At 46.1% G+C, this 18235-nt stretch carries 17 protein-coding genes and 1 pseudogene; 4 read left to right on the top strand and 14 right to left on the bottom strand.

From position 1 onward, the window contains the following. Positions 1-32 precede the first annotated feature (32 nt). From AC07VD_RS07280 to AC07VD_RS07230, 11 genes are all read right to left on the bottom strand, one after another. Positions 33-1034, bottom strand: a complete 1002-nt coding sequence (locus tag AC07VD_RS07280; RefSeq protein WP_015383414.1) for a LacI family DNA-binding transcriptional regulator — start codon at positions 1032-1034, stop codon at positions 33-35. An 87-nt stretch (positions 1035-1121) separates the two neighbouring features. Continuing rightward, the gene (locus tag AC07VD_RS07275; protein ID WP_029946346.1) at positions 1122-2390 is read right to left on the bottom strand and encodes an MFS transporter; all 1269 of its coding nucleotides are present in this window, start codon (positions 2388-2390) and stop codon (positions 1122-1124) included. Positions 2391-2437: 47 nt separating this feature from the next. Continuing rightward, the gene (locus AC07VD_RS07270; RefSeq protein WP_003232752.1) at positions 2438-3274 is read right to left on the bottom strand and encodes an SDR family oxidoreductase; all 837 of its coding nucleotides are present in this window, start codon (positions 3272-3274) and stop codon (positions 2438-2440) included. Continuing rightward, positions 3271-4350, bottom strand: a complete 1080-nt coding sequence (uxuA, locus tag AC07VD_RS07265) for a mannonate dehydratase (protein WP_124059750.1) — start codon at positions 4348-4350, stop codon at positions 3271-3273. The genes AC07VD_RS07270 and uxuA overlap by 4 nt, the downstream gene beginning before the upstream one ends. Positions 4351-4374: 24 nt before the next feature. Next, positions 4375-5394: a zinc-binding alcohol dehydrogenase family protein gene (locus AC07VD_RS07260; RefSeq protein ID WP_124059749.1), complete on the bottom strand. Its 1020-nt coding sequence runs from the start codon at positions 5392-5394 to the stop codon at positions 4375-4377. A gap of 5 nt (positions 5395-5399) precedes the next feature. Further along, entirely contained in the window at positions 5400-6413 is a 1014-nt protein-coding gene (gene allD, locus AC07VD_RS07255) for an ureidoglycolate dehydrogenase (protein ID WP_124059748.1), read from the bottom strand. 104 nt (positions 6414-6517) lie between these two features. Further along, complete coding sequence (locus tag AC07VD_RS07250) at positions 6518-7897, bottom strand: MFS transporter (RefSeq protein ID WP_038428817.1); 1380 nt, start codon at positions 7895-7897, stop codon at positions 6518-6520. Between the two features lie 67 nt (positions 7898-7964). Further along, on the bottom strand, positions 7965-9386 hold the full coding sequence (gene uxaC, locus AC07VD_RS07245) for a glucuronate isomerase (protein WP_124059747.1): 1422 nt from the start codon (positions 9384-9386) through the stop codon (positions 7965-7967). Positions 9387-9585: 199 nt separating this feature from the next. Then, complete coding sequence (locus AC07VD_RS07240) at positions 9586-10764, bottom strand: NAD(P)/FAD-dependent oxidoreductase (RefSeq protein ID WP_003232765.1); 1179 nt, start codon at positions 10762-10764, stop codon at positions 9586-9588. 39 nt (positions 10765-10803) lie between these two features. Beyond that, entirely contained in the window at positions 10804-11226 is a 423-nt protein-coding gene (locus AC07VD_RS07235) for a helical membrane plugin domain-containing protein (protein WP_003220510.1), read from the bottom strand. Between the two features lie 388 nt (positions 11227-11614). Beyond that, the gene (locus AC07VD_RS07230) at positions 11615-12112 is read right to left on the bottom strand and encodes a cupin domain-containing protein (protein ID WP_124059746.1); all 498 of its coding nucleotides are present in this window, start codon (positions 12110-12112) and stop codon (positions 11615-11617) included. Between the two features lie 152 nt (positions 12113-12264). Between AC07VD_RS07230 and AC07VD_RS07225 the strand changes: the two are divergent. From AC07VD_RS07225 to AC07VD_RS07215, 3 genes and pseudogenes are all read left to right on the top strand, one after another. Continuing rightward, positions 12265-12760, top strand: a pseudogene (locus AC07VD_RS07225) (multidrug resistance efflux transporter family protein); the annotation flags it as partial. A 119-nt stretch (positions 12761-12879) separates the two neighbouring features. Further along, positions 12880-13632, top strand: a complete 753-nt coding sequence (locus AC07VD_RS07220) for an ABC transporter ATP-binding protein (RefSeq protein WP_042974221.1) — start codon at positions 12880-12882, stop codon at positions 13630-13632. Continuing rightward, positions 13632-14384 carry an ABC transporter permease gene (locus tag AC07VD_RS07215; protein ID WP_124059745.1) on the top strand — a complete coding sequence of 251 codons (753 nt, stop codon included), beginning with the start codon at positions 13632-13634 and terminating at the stop codon, positions 14382-14384. The genes AC07VD_RS07220 and AC07VD_RS07215 overlap by 1 nt, the downstream gene beginning before the upstream one ends. Positions 14385-14428: 44 nt before the next feature. Here the strand turns inward: AC07VD_RS07215 and AC07VD_RS07210 are convergent, their stop codons facing one another. Next, positions 14429-15241, bottom strand: coding sequence for a uroporphyrinogen-III synthase (locus AC07VD_RS07210; protein WP_124059744.1), 813 nt, complete (start codon positions 15239-15241; stop codon positions 14429-14431). Between the two features lie 173 nt (positions 15242-15414). On the opposite strand from AC07VD_RS07210, the gene AC07VD_RS07205 reads away from it, so the two are divergent. Next, entirely contained in the window at positions 15415-15603 is a 189-nt protein-coding gene (locus AC07VD_RS07205) for a DUF8096 family protein (RefSeq protein WP_003232781.1), read from the top strand. Between the two features lie 40 nt (positions 15604-15643). On the opposite strand, the gene AC07VD_RS07200 is transcribed toward AC07VD_RS07205, so the two are convergent. Both AC07VD_RS07200 and yjiB read right to left on the bottom strand, forming a co-directional pair. Further along, positions 15644-16822, bottom strand: a complete 1179-nt coding sequence (locus tag AC07VD_RS07200) for a glycosyltransferase (protein ID WP_124059743.1) — start codon at positions 16820-16822, stop codon at positions 15644-15646. Between the two features lie 22 nt (positions 16823-16844). Continuing rightward, positions 16845-18035, bottom strand: coding sequence for a monooxygenase YjiB (yjiB, locus tag AC07VD_RS07195; protein ID WP_124059742.1), 1191 nt, complete (start codon positions 18033-18035; stop codon positions 16845-16847). Between the last annotated feature and the right edge of the window lie 200 nt (positions 18036-18235).

Below are 18235 nucleotides of genomic sequence, written 5' to 3'. Positions count from 1 at the left end.
TGTATAAAGAATGCCCGCTGAAAAACGGGACATCACGTCGTCAATCGTCTGACTGAATCACGCACCATAAATTCTGTGTTTTCCAAGATTTTTTCTGCTTTTGTTTCGGGCTTGCTGATCAGAGACAAGAGTTTTTGCGCGCCAAGCACGCTGATTTTCTCCACTGGGCGCTTTACTGTTGAAAGCCTTGGCGTGATGTACTGTGAAAACCCAATATCATCAAACCCGATCACCGAAATATCATCAGGGACGCGCAGGCCCTTTGCGAATATCGCATTCATCGCTCCGATTGCCATGTCATCATTGGAACAAAAAACAGCGGTTGGAGGATTCGGCAGTGCCAGCAGCCGCTCCATCGCTTGAAAGCCGCTTTCCATATCGTACTGTCCTTTGACACTGTATTCATGCTTGATCGGAATATGATGTTGAATCAGTGCAGATAAGTAGCCTTCCTTTCGCTGCTGGGAAGATTTAAAGCCTTCGATCCCCTCGATGATGGCGATGTCTTGATGTCCGGACTGAATGAAGTATTCTACAGCTTCTTGAGAGCCTTCCTTGTCATTGGACAAAATATTCGTGATGGTGCGATCATCAATATCACGATTCAGCACGACAAGCGGAATGTTTTTTTCGCGAATATGGTAAATAAAAGAATTATCAATGTCACTTTGGCTCATTAAAATGATGCCGTCATATCTCATCGGTGTAACGGAGTCATAGTTTTTCAGATCATCAATGCCGCGCACATACAGATTGTAATCCTCACTTATGGCTTGATTGACGCCTTTAATTGTGTCTGCAAAGAAGCTGTGTGAGGTTCCGTTTGTAATGCTTGTAAAGAAAAGCCCGATCGTATGCGACTTTTGCATCGCGAGACTTTTCGCATTTACATTTGGTGTATAGTTGAGCTGCTCTGCTAGCTCTAATATTTTTTTCTTCGTATGTTCTTTGATGTAAGGGCTGTTGTTGAGTGCTCTGGAAACGGTTGTGTGGGATACGTTTGCGAGTTTTGCGATATCTTTTATGGTTACCATCTAATTCCCTTCCTTATCATACCGGCTGCGATTATTTACTGTATATTGTATCATCAAACATACCGCCTCTCCCACTGTATTTCCAGATTAATAAGACACAGGGTTTTCCGCTTCTGTTCCCGCTGTCTTGCCGATGATTGGACGGACAAAACGAATCACAGCAAGTGAAGCGAAGACAGCCAGCCCTCCGGCAAGCAAAAATGCTCCAGAAAACGTGCCTGTTTGGTCAACAATAAATCCGGTTAAAGCCGGGCCGATAATTCCTGCCGTGTTGGCGAGGAAATGCATGAAGCCGCCAACAGAACCGACATTGTTTTGATCAACCACATCTTGAATGACAGCCCAATAGATAGCACCGGTCAAATAAAGAAAGAACACTGACAGAGCGACAAGAGTGACAGCCCCCGCAGTCGTTGCCACAAGCCCGGCAAAACCAATCAGGACAGCTGATGAAAACAAACACGTGACAAGCACAACCTTGCGCGAGAACAGCACACCTTTTCGGGCCGTTTTTTTGTACACATAGTCAGAAACAAATCCCCCTGCAGCCAGCCCGATAAATCCTAAAATCCACGGTATGACCGTGATGACACTCATCGATTCAACACTTAATCCCCGCTCGTCGACAAGATAGCTCGGAAACCACGTCAAAAAGAAGAAGAGGATGTAGTTGTAAGCGAAAAAAGCGAACGCCGTGAACAGGACCGTTTTTTGCTTCAGGTAAAAGGTGAGCGGAATTTTTTCTCCGGGAGACGTTTCTGCTTTTATTGCCGGTGCTTCCTTGATCGTCTCTTGCGGCTTTTCTTTGACAAACTTGAACCAGAGCACTGCCCATATCAATCCAATAATCATAATGAGAACGAAGGATACCTTCCAGCTGAACGCCACTGCGATCATGCCGACTATCGGGCCGGAAATGGCTCCCCCGAGCGGCGTGCCGCTGTTGGTTACACCGATAACGGACGCCCGCTGGGTCGGCGGGAACCAGTTGTTCACCATCTTGTTGATGGTCGCCGAAAGCGGGCCTTCTCCCATTCCGAAGAGAATGCGTATAATCAGCAGACTGACAAAGCCAAAAGCGAGGGCGACTGCTCCGCTAAACAGCGACCAAACAACCATCGCGACAAACAAGGTCAGCTTTGCCCCATAGCGGTCGGATGCCACGCCCCCAAGAAAGTTAAAAATCGCATAACCAATCGAAAAACTGCTGAAAATCAAGCCCATTTGCGTGGCAGACAATGTGAGATCATCCTGAATAAAAGGAGCTGCAATGGAAAGCGCCGAGCGATCCAGGTAATTAATCACCCCTGCCAGGAACAAAAAAAGGATAACGGGAAGCTTATCTTTTGAAAACATCTCAACCTCACCCCTATGTTGGTTCAGTTTCTGTTGCACCGCTTTCGTTACACACCTGAATAAGCCATAAATCCTCCATCGACAGGAACGGTGATCCCAGTGACAAAACCGGAATAGGATTCATCCGCCAGCCAAAGAAGCGTACCGAGCAAATCCTCGGGTTTTCCGAAGCGCTTCATCGGTGTTCCCGCAATAATTTTGTGAGATCGGCTGGTGAACGTTCCGTCTTGGTTGATCAGCAGATCATGATTTTGTTTTGTCAGAAAGAAGCCTGGGGCAATCGCATTGACCCGCAGCCCGGTTTCGGCAAAATGAACAGCCATCCACATCGTAAAATTATTGATGGATGCTTTCGCGGCACTGTATGCCGGAACCTTCGTCATAGGTGAATAAGCACTCATGGAAGAAAGGTTGATGATCGCCGGTGAATCGGCTTTCAGCAGCTCTTTTCCAAACACTTGCGAGGCCAGAAACGCACCGGTGAAATTGGTGGAGAATACAGTTAGAAAGCCCCTCTCATCCATATCAAAAAAGGATTGGCCTTCTCCCGCTTCTTCATATGTCTCCACATCGGTTATCGCGTCAGGATGATTGCCGCCAGCCCCGTTAATTAACAGATCAACAGCGCCAAATTGGCCAAGGATGTCTTCCTTTGCCCGTTCCAGTGACATCCTGTCCAGCACATCCGCAGCAACAGCGCACGCTGTGCCGCCAGCCGCCGTTATCTCCTTCACGACCGCTTGGCCTTTTTCAGCCGTCCGATTCAATATCGCCACCTTCATGCCATGACGGGCTAGCTCCCGTGCCATCGCAGAGCAAAGCACGCCGCTGCCGCCAGTGATGACAGCCGTTTTACCAGTCAGGTTCTCATGCAGCGGGATCATACGTCCACCTCTTTTTTTGCCATTGCTTCATAGGCGTCCCACAGCCCGTTCAAATACATGATGCCAAGTGCCCGATCGTATAAGCCATATCCCGGGCGGCATTGCTCGCCCCAAAGATGGCGCCCATGATCCGGTCTGACATATCCTTCGTAATCCTGCTTATGCAGTTCTTCCATCACGCCTTGAATGTTGATCGAACCATCCTTTGTTAAATGAGATGTTTCAATAAAATCACCATTCTCATAAATTTTCACATTGCGAATATGTGAAAATGGAGCGATGCCGGCATACGTTTTAGCGATCTCCACCATGTCGTTAGCGGGATTGGCTCCCATTGAACCTGTACAAAGGGTGATACAATTAGACGGTGAATCTGATATCGCCCGCAGTTTCTTATAGCTTGCCTCTCCTGTGATAATGCGCGGCAGTCCGAAAATCTGCCACGGCGGGTCATCCGGATGAATGGCCATTTGAACACCATAGGCCTCAGCAACAGGAAGAATTTCCTGCAAAAAGAATGATAAATTGTCCCATAGCTTTTCTTCATCGACCGTTCTGTAGGCAGCAAAAAGCTCTTTGATCCGAGCCAATTTTTCTGGCTCCCACCCCGGCAGTGTCATGTCAGATGCTTCCTCCACCGTCCGAATCAGCTCTTGAGGATCAAGGCTTTCCACCTTGGCCTTTTCAAAAAACAGAGCGGTCGATCCATCTTCTAGCGGCCGGAACATGTCCGTGCGTGTCCAGTCAAAAACCGGCATAAAATTATAGCAGATCACTTTCACGCCAAATCCGGCAAGGTTGCGGATCGTTTGCTTGTAGTTTTCAATATACCGGCCGCGTTCTTCGTTCCCAAGTTTAATTGCTTCGTGAACATTCACGCTTTCTACAACTTCAGCATGAAAACCATAGGATTGAATATATTCGGTCTCGGCTCTGATTTCTTCTTTTTCCCACACGTCGCCGACAGGCTTTTGATGGAGAGCCCAAACGATGCCTTTGACACCGGGAATTTGCTTCACGTGTTCAAGTGTGACTGTATCGTTGCCTCTTCCATACCATCGGAATGTCATATTCATGCTCGCACCTCCGGATTCAGTCATTTAATCAAACGTGATGACGGCTTTTCGCACCTGATCTGGTTGCTCCTTAATAAACTGAAATGCATGATGAACGTCATCAACTGAAAATGTATGGGTCACCAGCCCGTTATGCACTAACCGGCCTCTATTCAAAAGCTCTACCACTTTTGGAAACTGATTGGTCTGCAATCGCGATCCGGTTATCGTGACTTCTTTTTTTGTAATCGGCAGCTGAGAAATCTGAGCCGCTCTTTCATCAAATCCAAGCACAACCACATGTCCCGCCGGTGACACAGCCTCAATTGAAAGTGCAAAAGTCTCCGGCAGGCAAACAGCATCAATGACCACGTTTGCTCCTTCATTCCCAGTCCATTCATGGACCCGCTCGGCAACATGTTCTGCTTGGACATTTACAACAGCATCGGCGCCGTTCTCTTTCGCAAATGCCAGCCGCTCGTTGTTCAAGTCAGTCATCATGACAGCAGCGCCCGCCAGCTTTGCCATTTTCAACACACAGATCCCGATGGGCCCCGCTCCCTGGATCAGGACGGTATCACCTTTTTCCACCTGGCCTCTCCACACTGCCTGGGCGCCTATCGTATAAGGCTCGGCCATGACTGCTTCCTCCCAAGGCAAGTCCTTTGAGACCGCGTGAAGCTGCCTTTCCGGAAGCACAATATATTCCCGCATGCCCCCGTCCTCATGTACGCCAAATACAGAAAGCTTGGCGCAAACATTCGGCCGCCCTTTGCGGCAGGCATAGCACGATCCGCAATAAGAAATCGGCTCAATTACCACATGATCACCGGGTTTTAGGCTCTGTACTTTCGCACCAACTTCCTCCACTTGTCCCGTTACCTCGTGTCCGATGACTCTCGGGAGGGTAGCGAGCGGATTCGTTCCATGATAAATGTGCATGTCTGAACCGCAAATGCCGACTCGCTTGACTTTCACGAGCACTTCATCATCCTTTGAAAGAACTGGCTTCTTCACCTCCGCTGTCACCAGATCATACGCTTTTCGCACTTGAACCGCTTTCATTTTTCTCACCTGCTTTTTAAGAATTCATACACGCTCCGGGCGATAGAAATTCCGTTTTTCTTATTTCTTTCTTCATGCAGCTGCTCGATCTCGCCGGGCACATACACTCTTTCGAATCCAACAGCCGGCGGTGATTGCTGCAGTTCATCAATCATGTCATCCATCTGCTCTAAAAACGTATCCCAGTCAGTAAAAAAGGCTGGATTGATCGCGCAAACGTAATGCCCCAGCTTTCTTTTTTGATCAAGGCCGCTGTACATTTTGGCAATATGAGGGCCAAAAGCCGCGCCCGCCAGCAATCCGGAAAACACATCCACTACAATCGATAGTCCATAGCCTTTCGGGCCGCCGAATGTTGAAAGTGAGACGACCTTGTCAGGATCAGTTACTGCTTCTCCGTTTTCATCGACTCCCCATCCTTCAGGAATTTCTTTGCCCTCTTCACGGGCCTGCAGAATCTTCCCAAAAGCCACTTTGGATGTCGCCATATCTAAGATAAACGGTTTTTTATGCTTAGCCGGAACACCGTAAGCAATCGGATTTGTCCCTAAAAAAGGAGTCCTCCCCCCAAACGGGACAACGATACTGTCTGTATGCGTCATTGCCATTCCGATCAGCTTTTCGTCAGCCGCTTTTTGCACAAAATAGCTTAGCGCTCCGCAATGGCTGCTGTTTACGGCCGTGACCATGCCGACTCCTTTTTTCTTCGCCATGTCAATTGCATGGTCCATCGCCATGTCGCAATTCACATGACCGAAACCATCGTCTCCGTCAAGCACCCCGGTCACAGGCCCCGTTTCTTTAAAAACAGGCTGTGCCCCAGGATTGATCCCTCCCGCTAAAAGCCTGTTCACATAGTGTTCTGTGCGCAGCACGCCATGCGAATGTACATTGCGCAAATCAGCGTGCACGAGAACATCTGCTACTTTTTCAGCATCTCGTTCATTCAAACCGGCACCGGCCAGCTTTTGCCGAACGAGTCCCTTTGCTTCTTCAGCTGCAATTGTTATCGTTTTCAAACAAGTGCCTCCTTCCTTTTCAGTTTTTTGGGCACTCCCCTAGCGAAACCCCTACAAACACATTTTATTTACAAATTATTTTAAATATTCTTTATATTATATTGTCAGTTCTTTTGATGAAGATCCTGAACGATCTGAGCATGCTGCTGGTCTGTGAGTTTATAAAGAAAGCCGATAATGATCATCGCTAATGCCAAAGCAATGGCCGGATACAGAAGAAGCAGCGCTTTGATGCCAATCAGCGCCTGTGCTGTCTGGACTGCATTCGGCACATAGCCGATAATCCCCAAACCGATCCCCGAGAGAAAGCCAGACAAAGATTGAGCAAGCTTTCTGGAGAAATTGAAAAGTGAATATGTCGTTGCTTCCTTCCGTTCACCGGATTTCCATTCGCCATAGTCGATAATATCGGAGACAAGAGCCCACGTGATGCCATTTGGGATACTGATTCCAATAAAGGCGATACTGGCGAGAATTGTAAACACATAAACGTTAGATGGAAGCATAAAGTTGATCAGATCCGCGGCCACACTGATGCCGAAGCCGATCATTGCCGTTCGTTTCTTTCCAAACATCTTGACGAGCTTTGGAAGGAATACGACGCCCAAAAAGGAAGAACCGATAATTATAAAGTTCATATAAGCCATTAATTCAACATTGCCCAGGTTATATTGTGCGAAATAGACTAGCATGGCGGATTTAATGTTGTATGCGGAAATTGAAAAAATCGTCATCAGGACAAGGGTTAACAGCGGTTTATTTGTAATAAATGTTTTGACGACAGATGAGAGTGTTAATTTTTCTTTGGGTGCTTCCGATATGACAATGCGCTCTTTGCAGTTGCGGTAGCAAATATAAAACCAAAGCACACCGAGTGCGGCGAACAAGCCCATGACCACCGGGTAGCCGACCTTCGGATTATCAAACTTGATGAGCAGCGGCATCACGGCAACACTTGTGATAAACAAGGCGCCAAGTGATCCGATTTGGCGGAACGTCGAAATGGAGGTCCGGTCCTCAGAATTTTGAGTCATCGCTGCCCCTAATGAGCCGTACGGAATATTCACAAACGAATAGCCGATGCCCCAAATCATATAGGATGCATATGCATAAATCAGTTTTCCGGTCGTTGATACATTGGGAGACAGAAAAATAAGAACAGTAAGCACCGCAAGCACGATGCTGCCAATTAATAGATAAGGCCTGAATTTCCCCCGTTTGCCGATATTTTTGCGATAATCGATTGATGAGCCGACAATTGGATCTGTTATCGCCGCAAACAGCTTACTGACTAAAAAAATGCCGCCGGCCATCGCAGCGGGGATTCCCGCTACATCAGTGAAATACTTCAATAAATAAATCTGGCCGAGATCAAACATAAAACCATTGCCAAAATCACCAAAACCATAGGACATTTTCTCTTTCAATGAAAGCCTTTTTTCCGTTTCGACCGACACAACCTTATTTGCCAGTTCAGTTCGCATGTTCCACCTCTGTGCCTTAAGAATTTTCGGATAGTGATCCGCTCAGGGATACTGAGCGGATATTTTGTTACACGTTTGCTTTCTCTTCTTGAAATTGAAAGTAGTGTTTCGCATTGTCATAGCAAATCCCCTGAACGATGCTTCCCAGAAGCTCCATATCGCGCGGCACTTCGCCGTTTTCCACCCATTCTCCAATCAAATTGCAGACGATCCGCCTGAAATATTCGTGACGCGTATACGAAAGAAAGCTTCTGGAATCGGTGAGCATGCCGATAAAGCGGCTGAAAAGTCCAACATTTGATAACGCTTTCATTTGGTCGAGCATCCCGTCTTTAGTATCGTTAAACCACCAGGCTGTGCCGAATTGTATTTTTCCCGGGGTAATACCGTCCTGAAAACTGTTGATCATGCTGGCGATGACATAGTTATCATTTGGATTCAGTGAATATAAAATCGTTTTCGGCAGCTGGTTCTTCATCTCAACTGAGTTCAGCAGCTTGTATAAAGGCTTGGCAATTTCTTCATCGTTCATTGAATCATAGCCTGTATCAGGTCCGAGCCTTTTCATCATTTTTGTATTTGTGTTTCTTAAAGCGTTGATATGAAACTGCATCGCCCAATCGAGCTCCGCATACAAACCGCAAAGAAACTGAAGCGTATATGTCTTAAATTTCTTCTCGTCTTCATAAGAAACCTCTGTTCCTTGTAATCTGTCAGAAAAAATCCGTCCAGCTTCTTCTTTTGTTGTTTCGGCAAATACCATTGAATCGATCGCGTGATCAGAAACTCTGCCGCCGGCTGAGTGGAAGAATCGCACTCGTTTTTCCAACGCCTTTAAAAACGCATCATAGGTTGTAATGGATATGGCGGCGGCATCTTCAAGCGCCTGCACCCACTCAGTAAAGCCTTCACGATTGATCTCAAGTCCTTTATCCGGCCGAAATCCAGGCAGCACGCTGACAGGAAAGTCTTTGTCTTCTCTTAATAATAGATGGTATTCAAGAGAATCGACAGGGTCATCCGTGGTGCACACAACCTTTACATTTGATTTCACGATTAAATCCCTTGCCCCGAAGCCCTCCCCTTTGAGCAGTTCATTTGTCCGTTTCCATATAGCCGGCCCGGACTTCTCGTTTAAAATCTCGTAAATGCCAAAAAAACGCTGCAATTCTAAGTGAGTCCAATTGTAGAGTGGATTACCAATCGCCATCGGCACGGTTTTCGCCCAAGCCATAAATTTCTCCTCATCAGGCGCATCTCCGGTGATGTATGTCTCCTCAATTCCATTGGCTCTCATGATGCGCCATTTATAATGGTCACCATACAGCCAGGCTTCCGTGATGTTTTGAAATGTCTTATTTTCATAGATTTCTTTCGGACTTAAGTGGCAGTGGTAATCAATAATTGGCATGTCTTTCGCATAATTATGATAGAGGCTGACAGCGGTTTCATTTTTCAATAAAAAGTTTTCGCCCATGAAGGGTTCCATGTCCTCACCGTCTTTCATTCTATTTCAAAATGTTAACGTTAACATTTTGATTTGTATCTATTTTACCTTTATATTCCTCTGGGATCAATCTCTTTTTTGAAAATGAAATGTTAACGTTAGCATATAAACAAAAAAAAAGACATTGCCAGAAAGCACCCGGAAAGGAACGCTTTTGGCAATGTCAAATTCATAAAAAGGATTAGTAAGCCAGGCTGAAAAGTCCTTTAATGTGTGTTAAGTAGCGTACGTTACTTGCTTCTTTCATCAAGGAAGCAGGAAGACCTTTAAGCGGTGTAGAATTTGCACCAATAATGGCAACCGCGTCTTTGCGTCCAAGGCTTGCAAGTGTACCAGAGTTAACTGGCTTGAATGTTTCAAGTGTTTTGCCTTCCAGGTAAGCGAATAGGTTGTAACCGATCAGCTCACCCATTTGCCATGCGATTTGTGCAGTTGGCGGGTATGGACGGCCGTCTGGTCCGAAGTAAACGGCGCTGTCTCCAGCAACGAATACATCTTCATGAGATGTAGATTGCAGGAAGTCGTTTACAGTCGCGCGTCCGCGGTTCACTTCTAGGCCTGATTCACCGACTAATGGGTTACCTTGTACGCCGCCAGTCCAAACAAATGTGTTGGCAACAACTTTAGATCCGTCTTTCAGATCAATTACGTTTCCTTCTACATTTGTAACAGGAAGACCTGTTAAGAACTCAACGCCGCGTTTTTCAAGGCTTGCAGTCGCACGCTCGATAAGATCATCCGGAAGAACAGGAAGGATTTTCGGACCTGCTTCAACAAGTTTCAATTTGATTTCTTTATGGTCTACGCCGTATTTTTTCGCAAGGTTCGGCATGATGTCAGCAAGCTCACCAACAAGCTCAACACCTGTTAAGCCGCCGCCGCCGATAAGGATTGTTGCATCTGCTTCGTTTTTCGTTTTAGAGTACTCGCGCACACGATCTTCAACATGTTGGAAGACTTTGTTCGCATCAGCAGCAGATTTCAATACCATGCTGTTTTCTTCAAGACCTGGGATGCCGAAGTAAGCCGTTACAGAACCAAGACCTACAACAAGCGCATCGTAAGTTAATGTAGAACCGTCAGCAAGCGCAACTTCTTTTTTATCAACAGAGAAAGAGCTTACTTCCGCAATTTTAAGATCAATGTCTTTGCCTTTGAAAAGTTTTTCTAATGGCATTGCAACCGCTTTTTCAGACACGTTGCCTGCAGCAAGGCGGTGTAATTCCGTAATGATTTGGTGAGTTGGGTATTTGTTTACCACTGTCACGCGTGCTTGTTCTTTTGTGTAATGTTTGCGAACTGTTAGAGCAGAAAGAACTCCGCCATAACCAGCGCCTAGAATGACAATATGTTTTGACATCGTATATCCTCCGTCCTTTATATCAATTTGAATCTGAGATTATTTTTGGTTTTCGCGTTCGTTCATGACTTCAAGGTAGCTGTTAGCAAAACGGAACAGCTTTTGAGCTTGAGGATCTTTCAGCATGCGAAGAAGGCCGAAAAGTCCAATTGTTTCGTTGCTTGCTTCCGCGCGGTCTTTTGCTTCGATCGCAGTCGCAGCTACTTCTTTCGCTGTTTCTTTTACAGGCTCGAGAATTTCAGTGATCGCACCGACTGTGTCGCTCTTTAACACTTCGTCAGTCGCTACAGACTGAGCGAAATCATAAGACTTCGTTAAAATATTCACTAACTCAGTCAGCTTCGGAAGCTGGTCAACTAAAACAGTCAATGATTCTTGAACTTCTGGCTTTAATAGCTGATCAATAAGATCTTGCTGGCTTTGGCTGACAGACGCATTTGTTTGATCGATTGTTTCTGGCATATCCAATTCTCCTTTACTATAAGCAGTTTGCTGATTTTTTTGGAAAGGGTAGTGCCTCTCCCTGTCTCACGCTTTTAAGGCATAAGAATAAGGATTGTGAATTCGTGCACAATCATTTACAAAAATAAATGTTTACTACCCAGTTTTTCATCTTGCCATATTCAGTATTATTTTTATCTAAAAATAAACAATTGAATAAGTCAAAATCCTTTACTCTCTCTGAAAATAGCAAACACAAAAAACTCCAATTCGATTACCTTCTATATGATAACACTTTTTGAACAAAATTTGAACGTGAATTGCTTCGATTATGAAATTAATTTATATGGAGCTCATGTCATATCGTTTCTGCGGCACTAGTTATTGACAATCCAGCAATTTCTCCCCTTCACTTTACCCATATTTCCAATAGAGGCTCTCTTTTTCCTGTGATCGGATCATTCGCCGGCAACGCCGCCTGCTTAATCTGTTTGAGCGCTTCCTCCCGCTCATTCGGCTTCCCCGTCTTCATATCATACTGAACGCCTCCGGGATAGGCGCCAAGGACAGTAAAATCGGGGCTTGAGCTGAGCTTTTTATGTCCGACTCCGGCTGGAATCACGACTGCGTCGCCTGATTTGAAAGGGATGGCAGCCCCTTTTTCTCCCCCAAACTGAATCACAGCTTCTCCCCTAAGGGCAATCAGGACTTCATGCGTATTGCTGTGATAATGATGGTATGGAAAAACACTCCCTGACCAGCTGTTTGACCAGCCATGCCGGGTGACGATCCGCTCTGCCAGTCCGGTGTCCTTAAGCGCGTTTTGATACACCACGAGCGGAAAATCAGGGTGATTCGGAATCCTGCCGTCATCCGAAAATAAGTATGTCTGTGTCTCTCTTTCCATCAATTTCACCTCCCTTTTTTGTCTTCCACACATTGCGGTTCGCAAAACATGATGTTTTTCTCATGATTCCATTGATCTGCATGATACCGAATAGTATAAAAAAATAATGCCAGAATGAGGGATATCATGAAAGCTATCGTTATTGGAATATTGGCTTCACTCTTCTTTTCAGTGTGCTGCCGGTTGTCATTGCGGCTTTTGCCTATCCGTTAGGAAACAGGAGAATGCTCGAAGAATACGGAGGCCGGCTTGATACATTTCAGCGCGTGCTTGGAATGACATTGGCAAGCCTTCCATTCTGGCTTATATTAGCAGCTTACGGCTGGTGGTCAGATGGCCTTCCACAGCAAGTCAAACCGTTCAATCCTTATCGTTGCCATCAGCTCAGGCATCATTGCGACGATTTTATTTTTCTGGGCCACTGATATGGTAAGAGACAATCCTCAAAAACTCGCAGCTGTTGAAGCCACTCAATCCGGTGAAGTGATTTTCGCGCTGCTGGGTGAAATTGTTCTGCTGTCAGGCGTTTTCCCATCTCTTTTATCATTTGCCGGTTTATTCATTATAATAGCAGGGATGATGTTACATACCTTCGCTTCACAGCCGAGAAAACCGAAAAAGAAAGCACAGTCAAATCTGACTGCGTAGCATTTGCAGGAGAATGGGTGAAAGCCTGTTCTCCTTTATTTGTGCTACCAAAAGGGATCTGTTTCACGTTATAGTTAAATATAATGTCAGCCTACTTATATTGAAAGGTGATTATTGTAATGGAAGCAAACGATCAAACACAAAACATACCAGCCATCTCCTTCAGATCAGTCAGAAAAAGCTATAAACAAGATGGACAAACCTATGATGTGCTGCAGGATGTCACCGGTGACATTCAACAGGGTGCACTCGTAGCCGTTTTAGGTCCTTCCGGCTCAGGCAAAAGCACCCTCCTTTCTATGTGTAATTTAATGAGAACGCCTGACAGCGGCGAAGTCAACATATACGGAAAGGAAGTCAGAGAATGGAATGTCAATGAGCTGAGGCGAACGGCAGCCCTCGCGTTTCAATCGGCTCCCGTGCTCGACGGGACAGTGCGTGACAATTTAAGTCTTGTACAAAGGCTGCATCAATCCCAGCTGTACTCTCCTGAAAAGCTGGCTTCTCTTGCAGGGCTGCCGCCAGAGCTGTTAGACAGAAGCGCCAGAGACTTATCGGGCGGGCAGCGGCAAAGACTGTCACTGGCCAGAACGCTCTCAAATCCTTCCTCCATTCTATTGTTGGACGAAATCACGTCGGCCTTGGACCCGGTTTCTGCTCTTGAGATTGAAGAACTGATCAAACGTCAGCATCAAGAGAAAAAATGGACAGTCATGTGGGTCACTCATAATATGGAGCAGGCAAAACGAGTAGCAGATACCATTTGGTTTATGGCAGATGGCCGGCTGCTTGAAATCGCTGAAACCGAAACATTTTTCTCCGCTCCGCAGCATGAAGCAGCGAAAGAATTTTTGAAGGGAGGCACTAGGTAATGGATTACCTTTCTCTCTCTTTAACGATGATCTTTGTTTTGATCGCCTTGTTTTTATCAAAATCCTTTAAAGCCGGTATAGAAAAAGACATGATCATCGCCACCATCCGGGCCGCGGTGCAGCTGCTTATCATCGGTTATGTTTTGTCGCTGATTTTTCGCGGAGACCATCCTGTTTTTATCCTGCTGATGGTGATGTTAATGCTCGCGGTGGCGGCGCAAAATGTCATCAAGCGAAAGAAAAATGCAATCGGTTCGTTTTGGAGGGTGTTTGCCGCGTTAGCAATCGTAGAAATTGTGACGCAGGGAATTCTGCTGTCTCTTCATATCATTCCGCTTACGGCACGATATGTCATTCCGATCAGCGGGATGGTCATTGGAAATTCGATGGTGCTCTCAAGTTTGTTTCTAAACCGGCTCAACTCAGAAGTCGGCGTTCGCAAAGAAGAAATTCAATTAATATTGTCACTTGGCGGCACACCGAAGCAATCCATACAGCGCATTCTTACTTCAGCGATGAAAATGAGTATGATCCCGACGCTCGAAAGCCAGAAAACACTGGGTCTTGTCCAGCTTCCCGGCATGATGACTGGCCAGATTCTAGCCGGCGCGGACCCGATTCAGGCAGTACGCTTTCAGCTCTTAATCGTGTTTACAACGATGGCCTCAGCCGCGCTGACTTGTGTAATCTTAAGCGTGCTGACATACCCATCATTATTCACCGTTCATCAGCAGCTGAAGCAGAATGAATGACAGACAAAAGCCGCTTTCCGAGGGAAAAGCGGCTTTTGTACTTGTTATTCCTTTTCTTCATAATACTTGGCCAGCTCAACAATCATCGCACCCATCCGCTCAATCTCTGGCGCAAGCAGTCTCGTAATGCCCTCTTCCCGCAGTGCTTCAGCAGTCACTTTTCCGACAGCAGCTGCGATGGCGCGTTCTTCGAATACCTTCTTCACTTCATTGATATAACCTCGCCCCTTAGCAAAATCAAACAGGGAACGAACCTGAATGGCCGTTGTAAAACAAACGGCATCGACCTCACCGTTCATCAGCTCTCGGCATAACCGCTCCACCGTTTCCTCCTCCGGCGGGATGTGCTGATAAGGCAGAATCGGCAGGACAAACGCGCCTTTTTCTTCAAGAAATGCCATGAGAGCCGGCGCTTTTTCGCCATGAAGCTGCACCATGACTGTTTTTCCTGAAAAGTCGTGAGGCTCCAAAGAACGGATTAAGCCTCTTGTTGTCCCGTCTTCATCCGAAGCTTCCGGTGTGATCCCAAGCTTTTTCAGCGCAGACAGCGTTTTGTATCCCCTGCATGCCGCTTTCGCTTGGCGAATGGCCTGCAGAAACTCATCTTTCAGTCCAATTTTCTCTGCCATATCAACAAGAGTCTCCAACCCGATGCCTGTCGTGAAAATGACCCAGTCAGCTTTTTCTTCCGCAAACGTCCGCAAATCCGGCTCCACCTGCTTCTCTGCTAAGTAAACTGTACCTTGGAGAGGCCGGATGACAGGTATTCCGCCCTGTTTTTCAATGATTGTACTGATTTCTTCCGTTTTTCGTGAGCCACCGATTGCCACGCGTTTTCCAAGTAACCCTTTTCCCATACCCGTTTCCTCTCCTCTTTGCATAGGCTTTTTATGTATACAAGCTTATTAAAGCTATTTTGGCGCAAACCAAGGGAGAAATCAAGATAAACCCAAACCTCTAAAATCCATTGAATACGCCGGAAGCTTGCTGTAAGATAAACAGCAGACACGTCTTGTAACGGAGGATCGACATGGAAACAAAAAAAGAAGAATATGAAACAAAAGGCTACGATACATCGATCGTTTACGAATTCAATGAATATCCGGACGCCCGCAGCGGGCGCTGCGACAACTGTGATTACACACTGTTCAAAAGCTCTGTAAAAGGCGGAAAATTTCTTAGAGAATGCCGGAGATGCGGGATGAAAAAAAATATTTAAACAGAAAACCGAAATCAATTTGATTTCGGTTTTTATGTTTTTACTGCGGGACAGTGGATTTTTTCATAAACGCTTCAATCTCAGCTGCCGCACGCTCCGCTCCGCCAGCTTCTTTTACATCTTTTTGCATATTCTTGACGCGGCTGAGCAGCTCTTGATCACTGGATACAGCCTGAACCGCTTCCTGCAGGCTGGAAACAGTCACTTCCTCTTTCGGCAAATAAACGCCAAGGCCTAATTCATCAACCCGATTTGCAGTGAGCTCTTGCTCATACATTTGCGGAATGACGACAAGCGGCACACCTGCGTTCATCGCTTCCATCGTACTGTTCATCCCGCCATGAGAGATGAACAAATCAGCTTTCTCTAACACCTCAAGCTGCGGCACACTTTGGCGAATGGTAAAGTTAGCAGGAATATCCTCCAAGCTTGCTGGATCAATCGTTTTCCCAACCGACATGATCACTTGCCATGAAGAATCCCGAAATGCCTTGATGCACATCTTGTAAAATTCCGGCCATGCGTTAAACGCCGTACCCAAAGAAATCAGCATAAGCGGGCGATCATCCTTGTCAATCAACAGGCCTTCTTGTTCCTTTCGTTCTCCGAGAGAGGGGCCGACAAAACAGAAACGGTCATCGAACGTCTCATGCTGAATCTGAAAAGACTTCGGCATAAAGACAATATTTAATGCTTCCGGCACAGCTAACTGTTCAAATGAAACAGCCGGCAACTTCTCTTGCTCCAAGTAGGCTTTAAATTCAGCCTCTGCTTCTCTTATTTTTTTCAGCATGTCTTCATTTCCTAACTGAAAGGATTCATTTTGGGCATATGACGAACAGAGCTTAATGACCGGAACATTAAGCTTTTCAGCAAACAATTTACCAGCCAGCGCAACAAAGTCATAGATGATCAGATCAGGCTGATCATCCTTATATAACTCCTCAAGCTGCGGCAGAATGCTGAGTGATTCTTTCAAAAGGCTGAGGGGCGCGTCATTCTTTTCCATCATCTCCCTGATTTGCTTAGGATCAATATTCAAGGATGTATGATAGATCCATGCTTCGCCACCGGCTTGCTGAACAGCGGGCGCAAACTCCTCAGTCGTCGCATACGTGACACGGTGCCCTTTCTCACAAAGCTTCTCTACTAAAGCAAGCGTAGGATTGACATGTCCGTACGCCGGGATATTGATCATCGAAATATGGTACTTTTTCATGAATCTCCAGTCTCCTTATCTATTACATTTTCACACGGAAGCTCTTTAATCCGTATATCACACTGTTTTCAATCGGAGTGATACTGACGCATTCCATATGAGGAAAAGCAGAAATCAAAGACGTTAACGCGATATTTGCTTCAAGACGGGCAAGCGGAGCCCCAAGGCAAAAATGGATGCCATGGCCAAATGCAATATGCGGATTGGGATGGCGGTGGATATCAAACATGTGCGGCCTGTCAAACTTCGCTTCATCACGATTTGCCGATGCCACAAACGCCAAAACCATATCACCTTCTTTAATCAGGTGCCCCCCGATTTCCGTATCCCGCTTGGCAATGCGTCTCAAAACCGGGGCGGGCGCTCTGAAACGTAAGGCTTCCTCGACTGCCTGAGGCATCAGTTCAGGATGGCTGCGCAGTTCCTCGTAAACGCCTGGCGTTTCTAATATGCTGTACATCGCATTTGAAATCAGGTTTGTTGTGGTTTCATTTCCGGCCACCAGCAGCAGCGTGCAAAACGGAATCAGCTCTTCACCGGACAGCTTCTCGCCTGTTTCTTCCGCTTCCACTAAAATAGAAATAATATCCTGTGCCGGTTTGTTTCGCTTTTCTTCTATGATGCCGGCAAAAAACGCGGCCAGTTCTTCCTCACACTTATCTCGTTCTTCCAAAAAGGCTTTTTCAGCTTCTTCACTTTTATCCTTCGGTGTACTGACCAGAAGATCAGACCATGCTTTAAACTGTTCCATATGCGCTGAAGGCACTCCCAGCAGCTCAGATATCACAATAACCGGAAGCGGGTATGAAAAATCGTGAACAAGGTCAAACTCACTGCGCCCCTGACATTTTTGAATCAGTTCATCTGTGATTTCTTGAATTCTCGGTTCCCATTGCTTCATCACGCGCGGAGTAAAGGCTTTATTCACGACTGAACGGATTTTTGTATGCTTCGGCGGGTCCATGTTAATGATGGAATTTCCAATAGAGCTTGTCTGCTGCGGCATGTAACTGGAAAACAGCTCTTTATCCCCAACAACTTTTTTGACATCATCATAAAGAAAAACGCTCCACACTTGATTTTCTTCATCAAAGGAAACAGGCGCATCCTTTCTCATCGATTCGTACCATGGAAACGGATGATACGCATCCTGTTTGTTTTTCCCATTGAGCAGCGCTCGCTGCAAGGCTTGCCGGCGGTTTAACACATTCATGTACGGTCACTCCCCTTGAAAGAATTCAGCAATTAATGTTCCACTTCACCTCCCGCTTTCGAAAAAGAGAGGGACTACCACAAATAATTAAATTGATAACAGCAGGCAGGCGATCACGATGTTCGATGCAGGCATCATATATTCCCCCTCGAATTTCGTTCATCTTACCATAATCTTTCAATTTTTTTCTATTCTGCACT

This window comes from Bacillus sp. GW821-FHT01G09 (genome assembly GCF_059422205.1).
The sequence above is the reverse complement of the archived record's forward strand: the minus strand, read 5'-3'. Positions and strand labels throughout refer to the sequence as shown.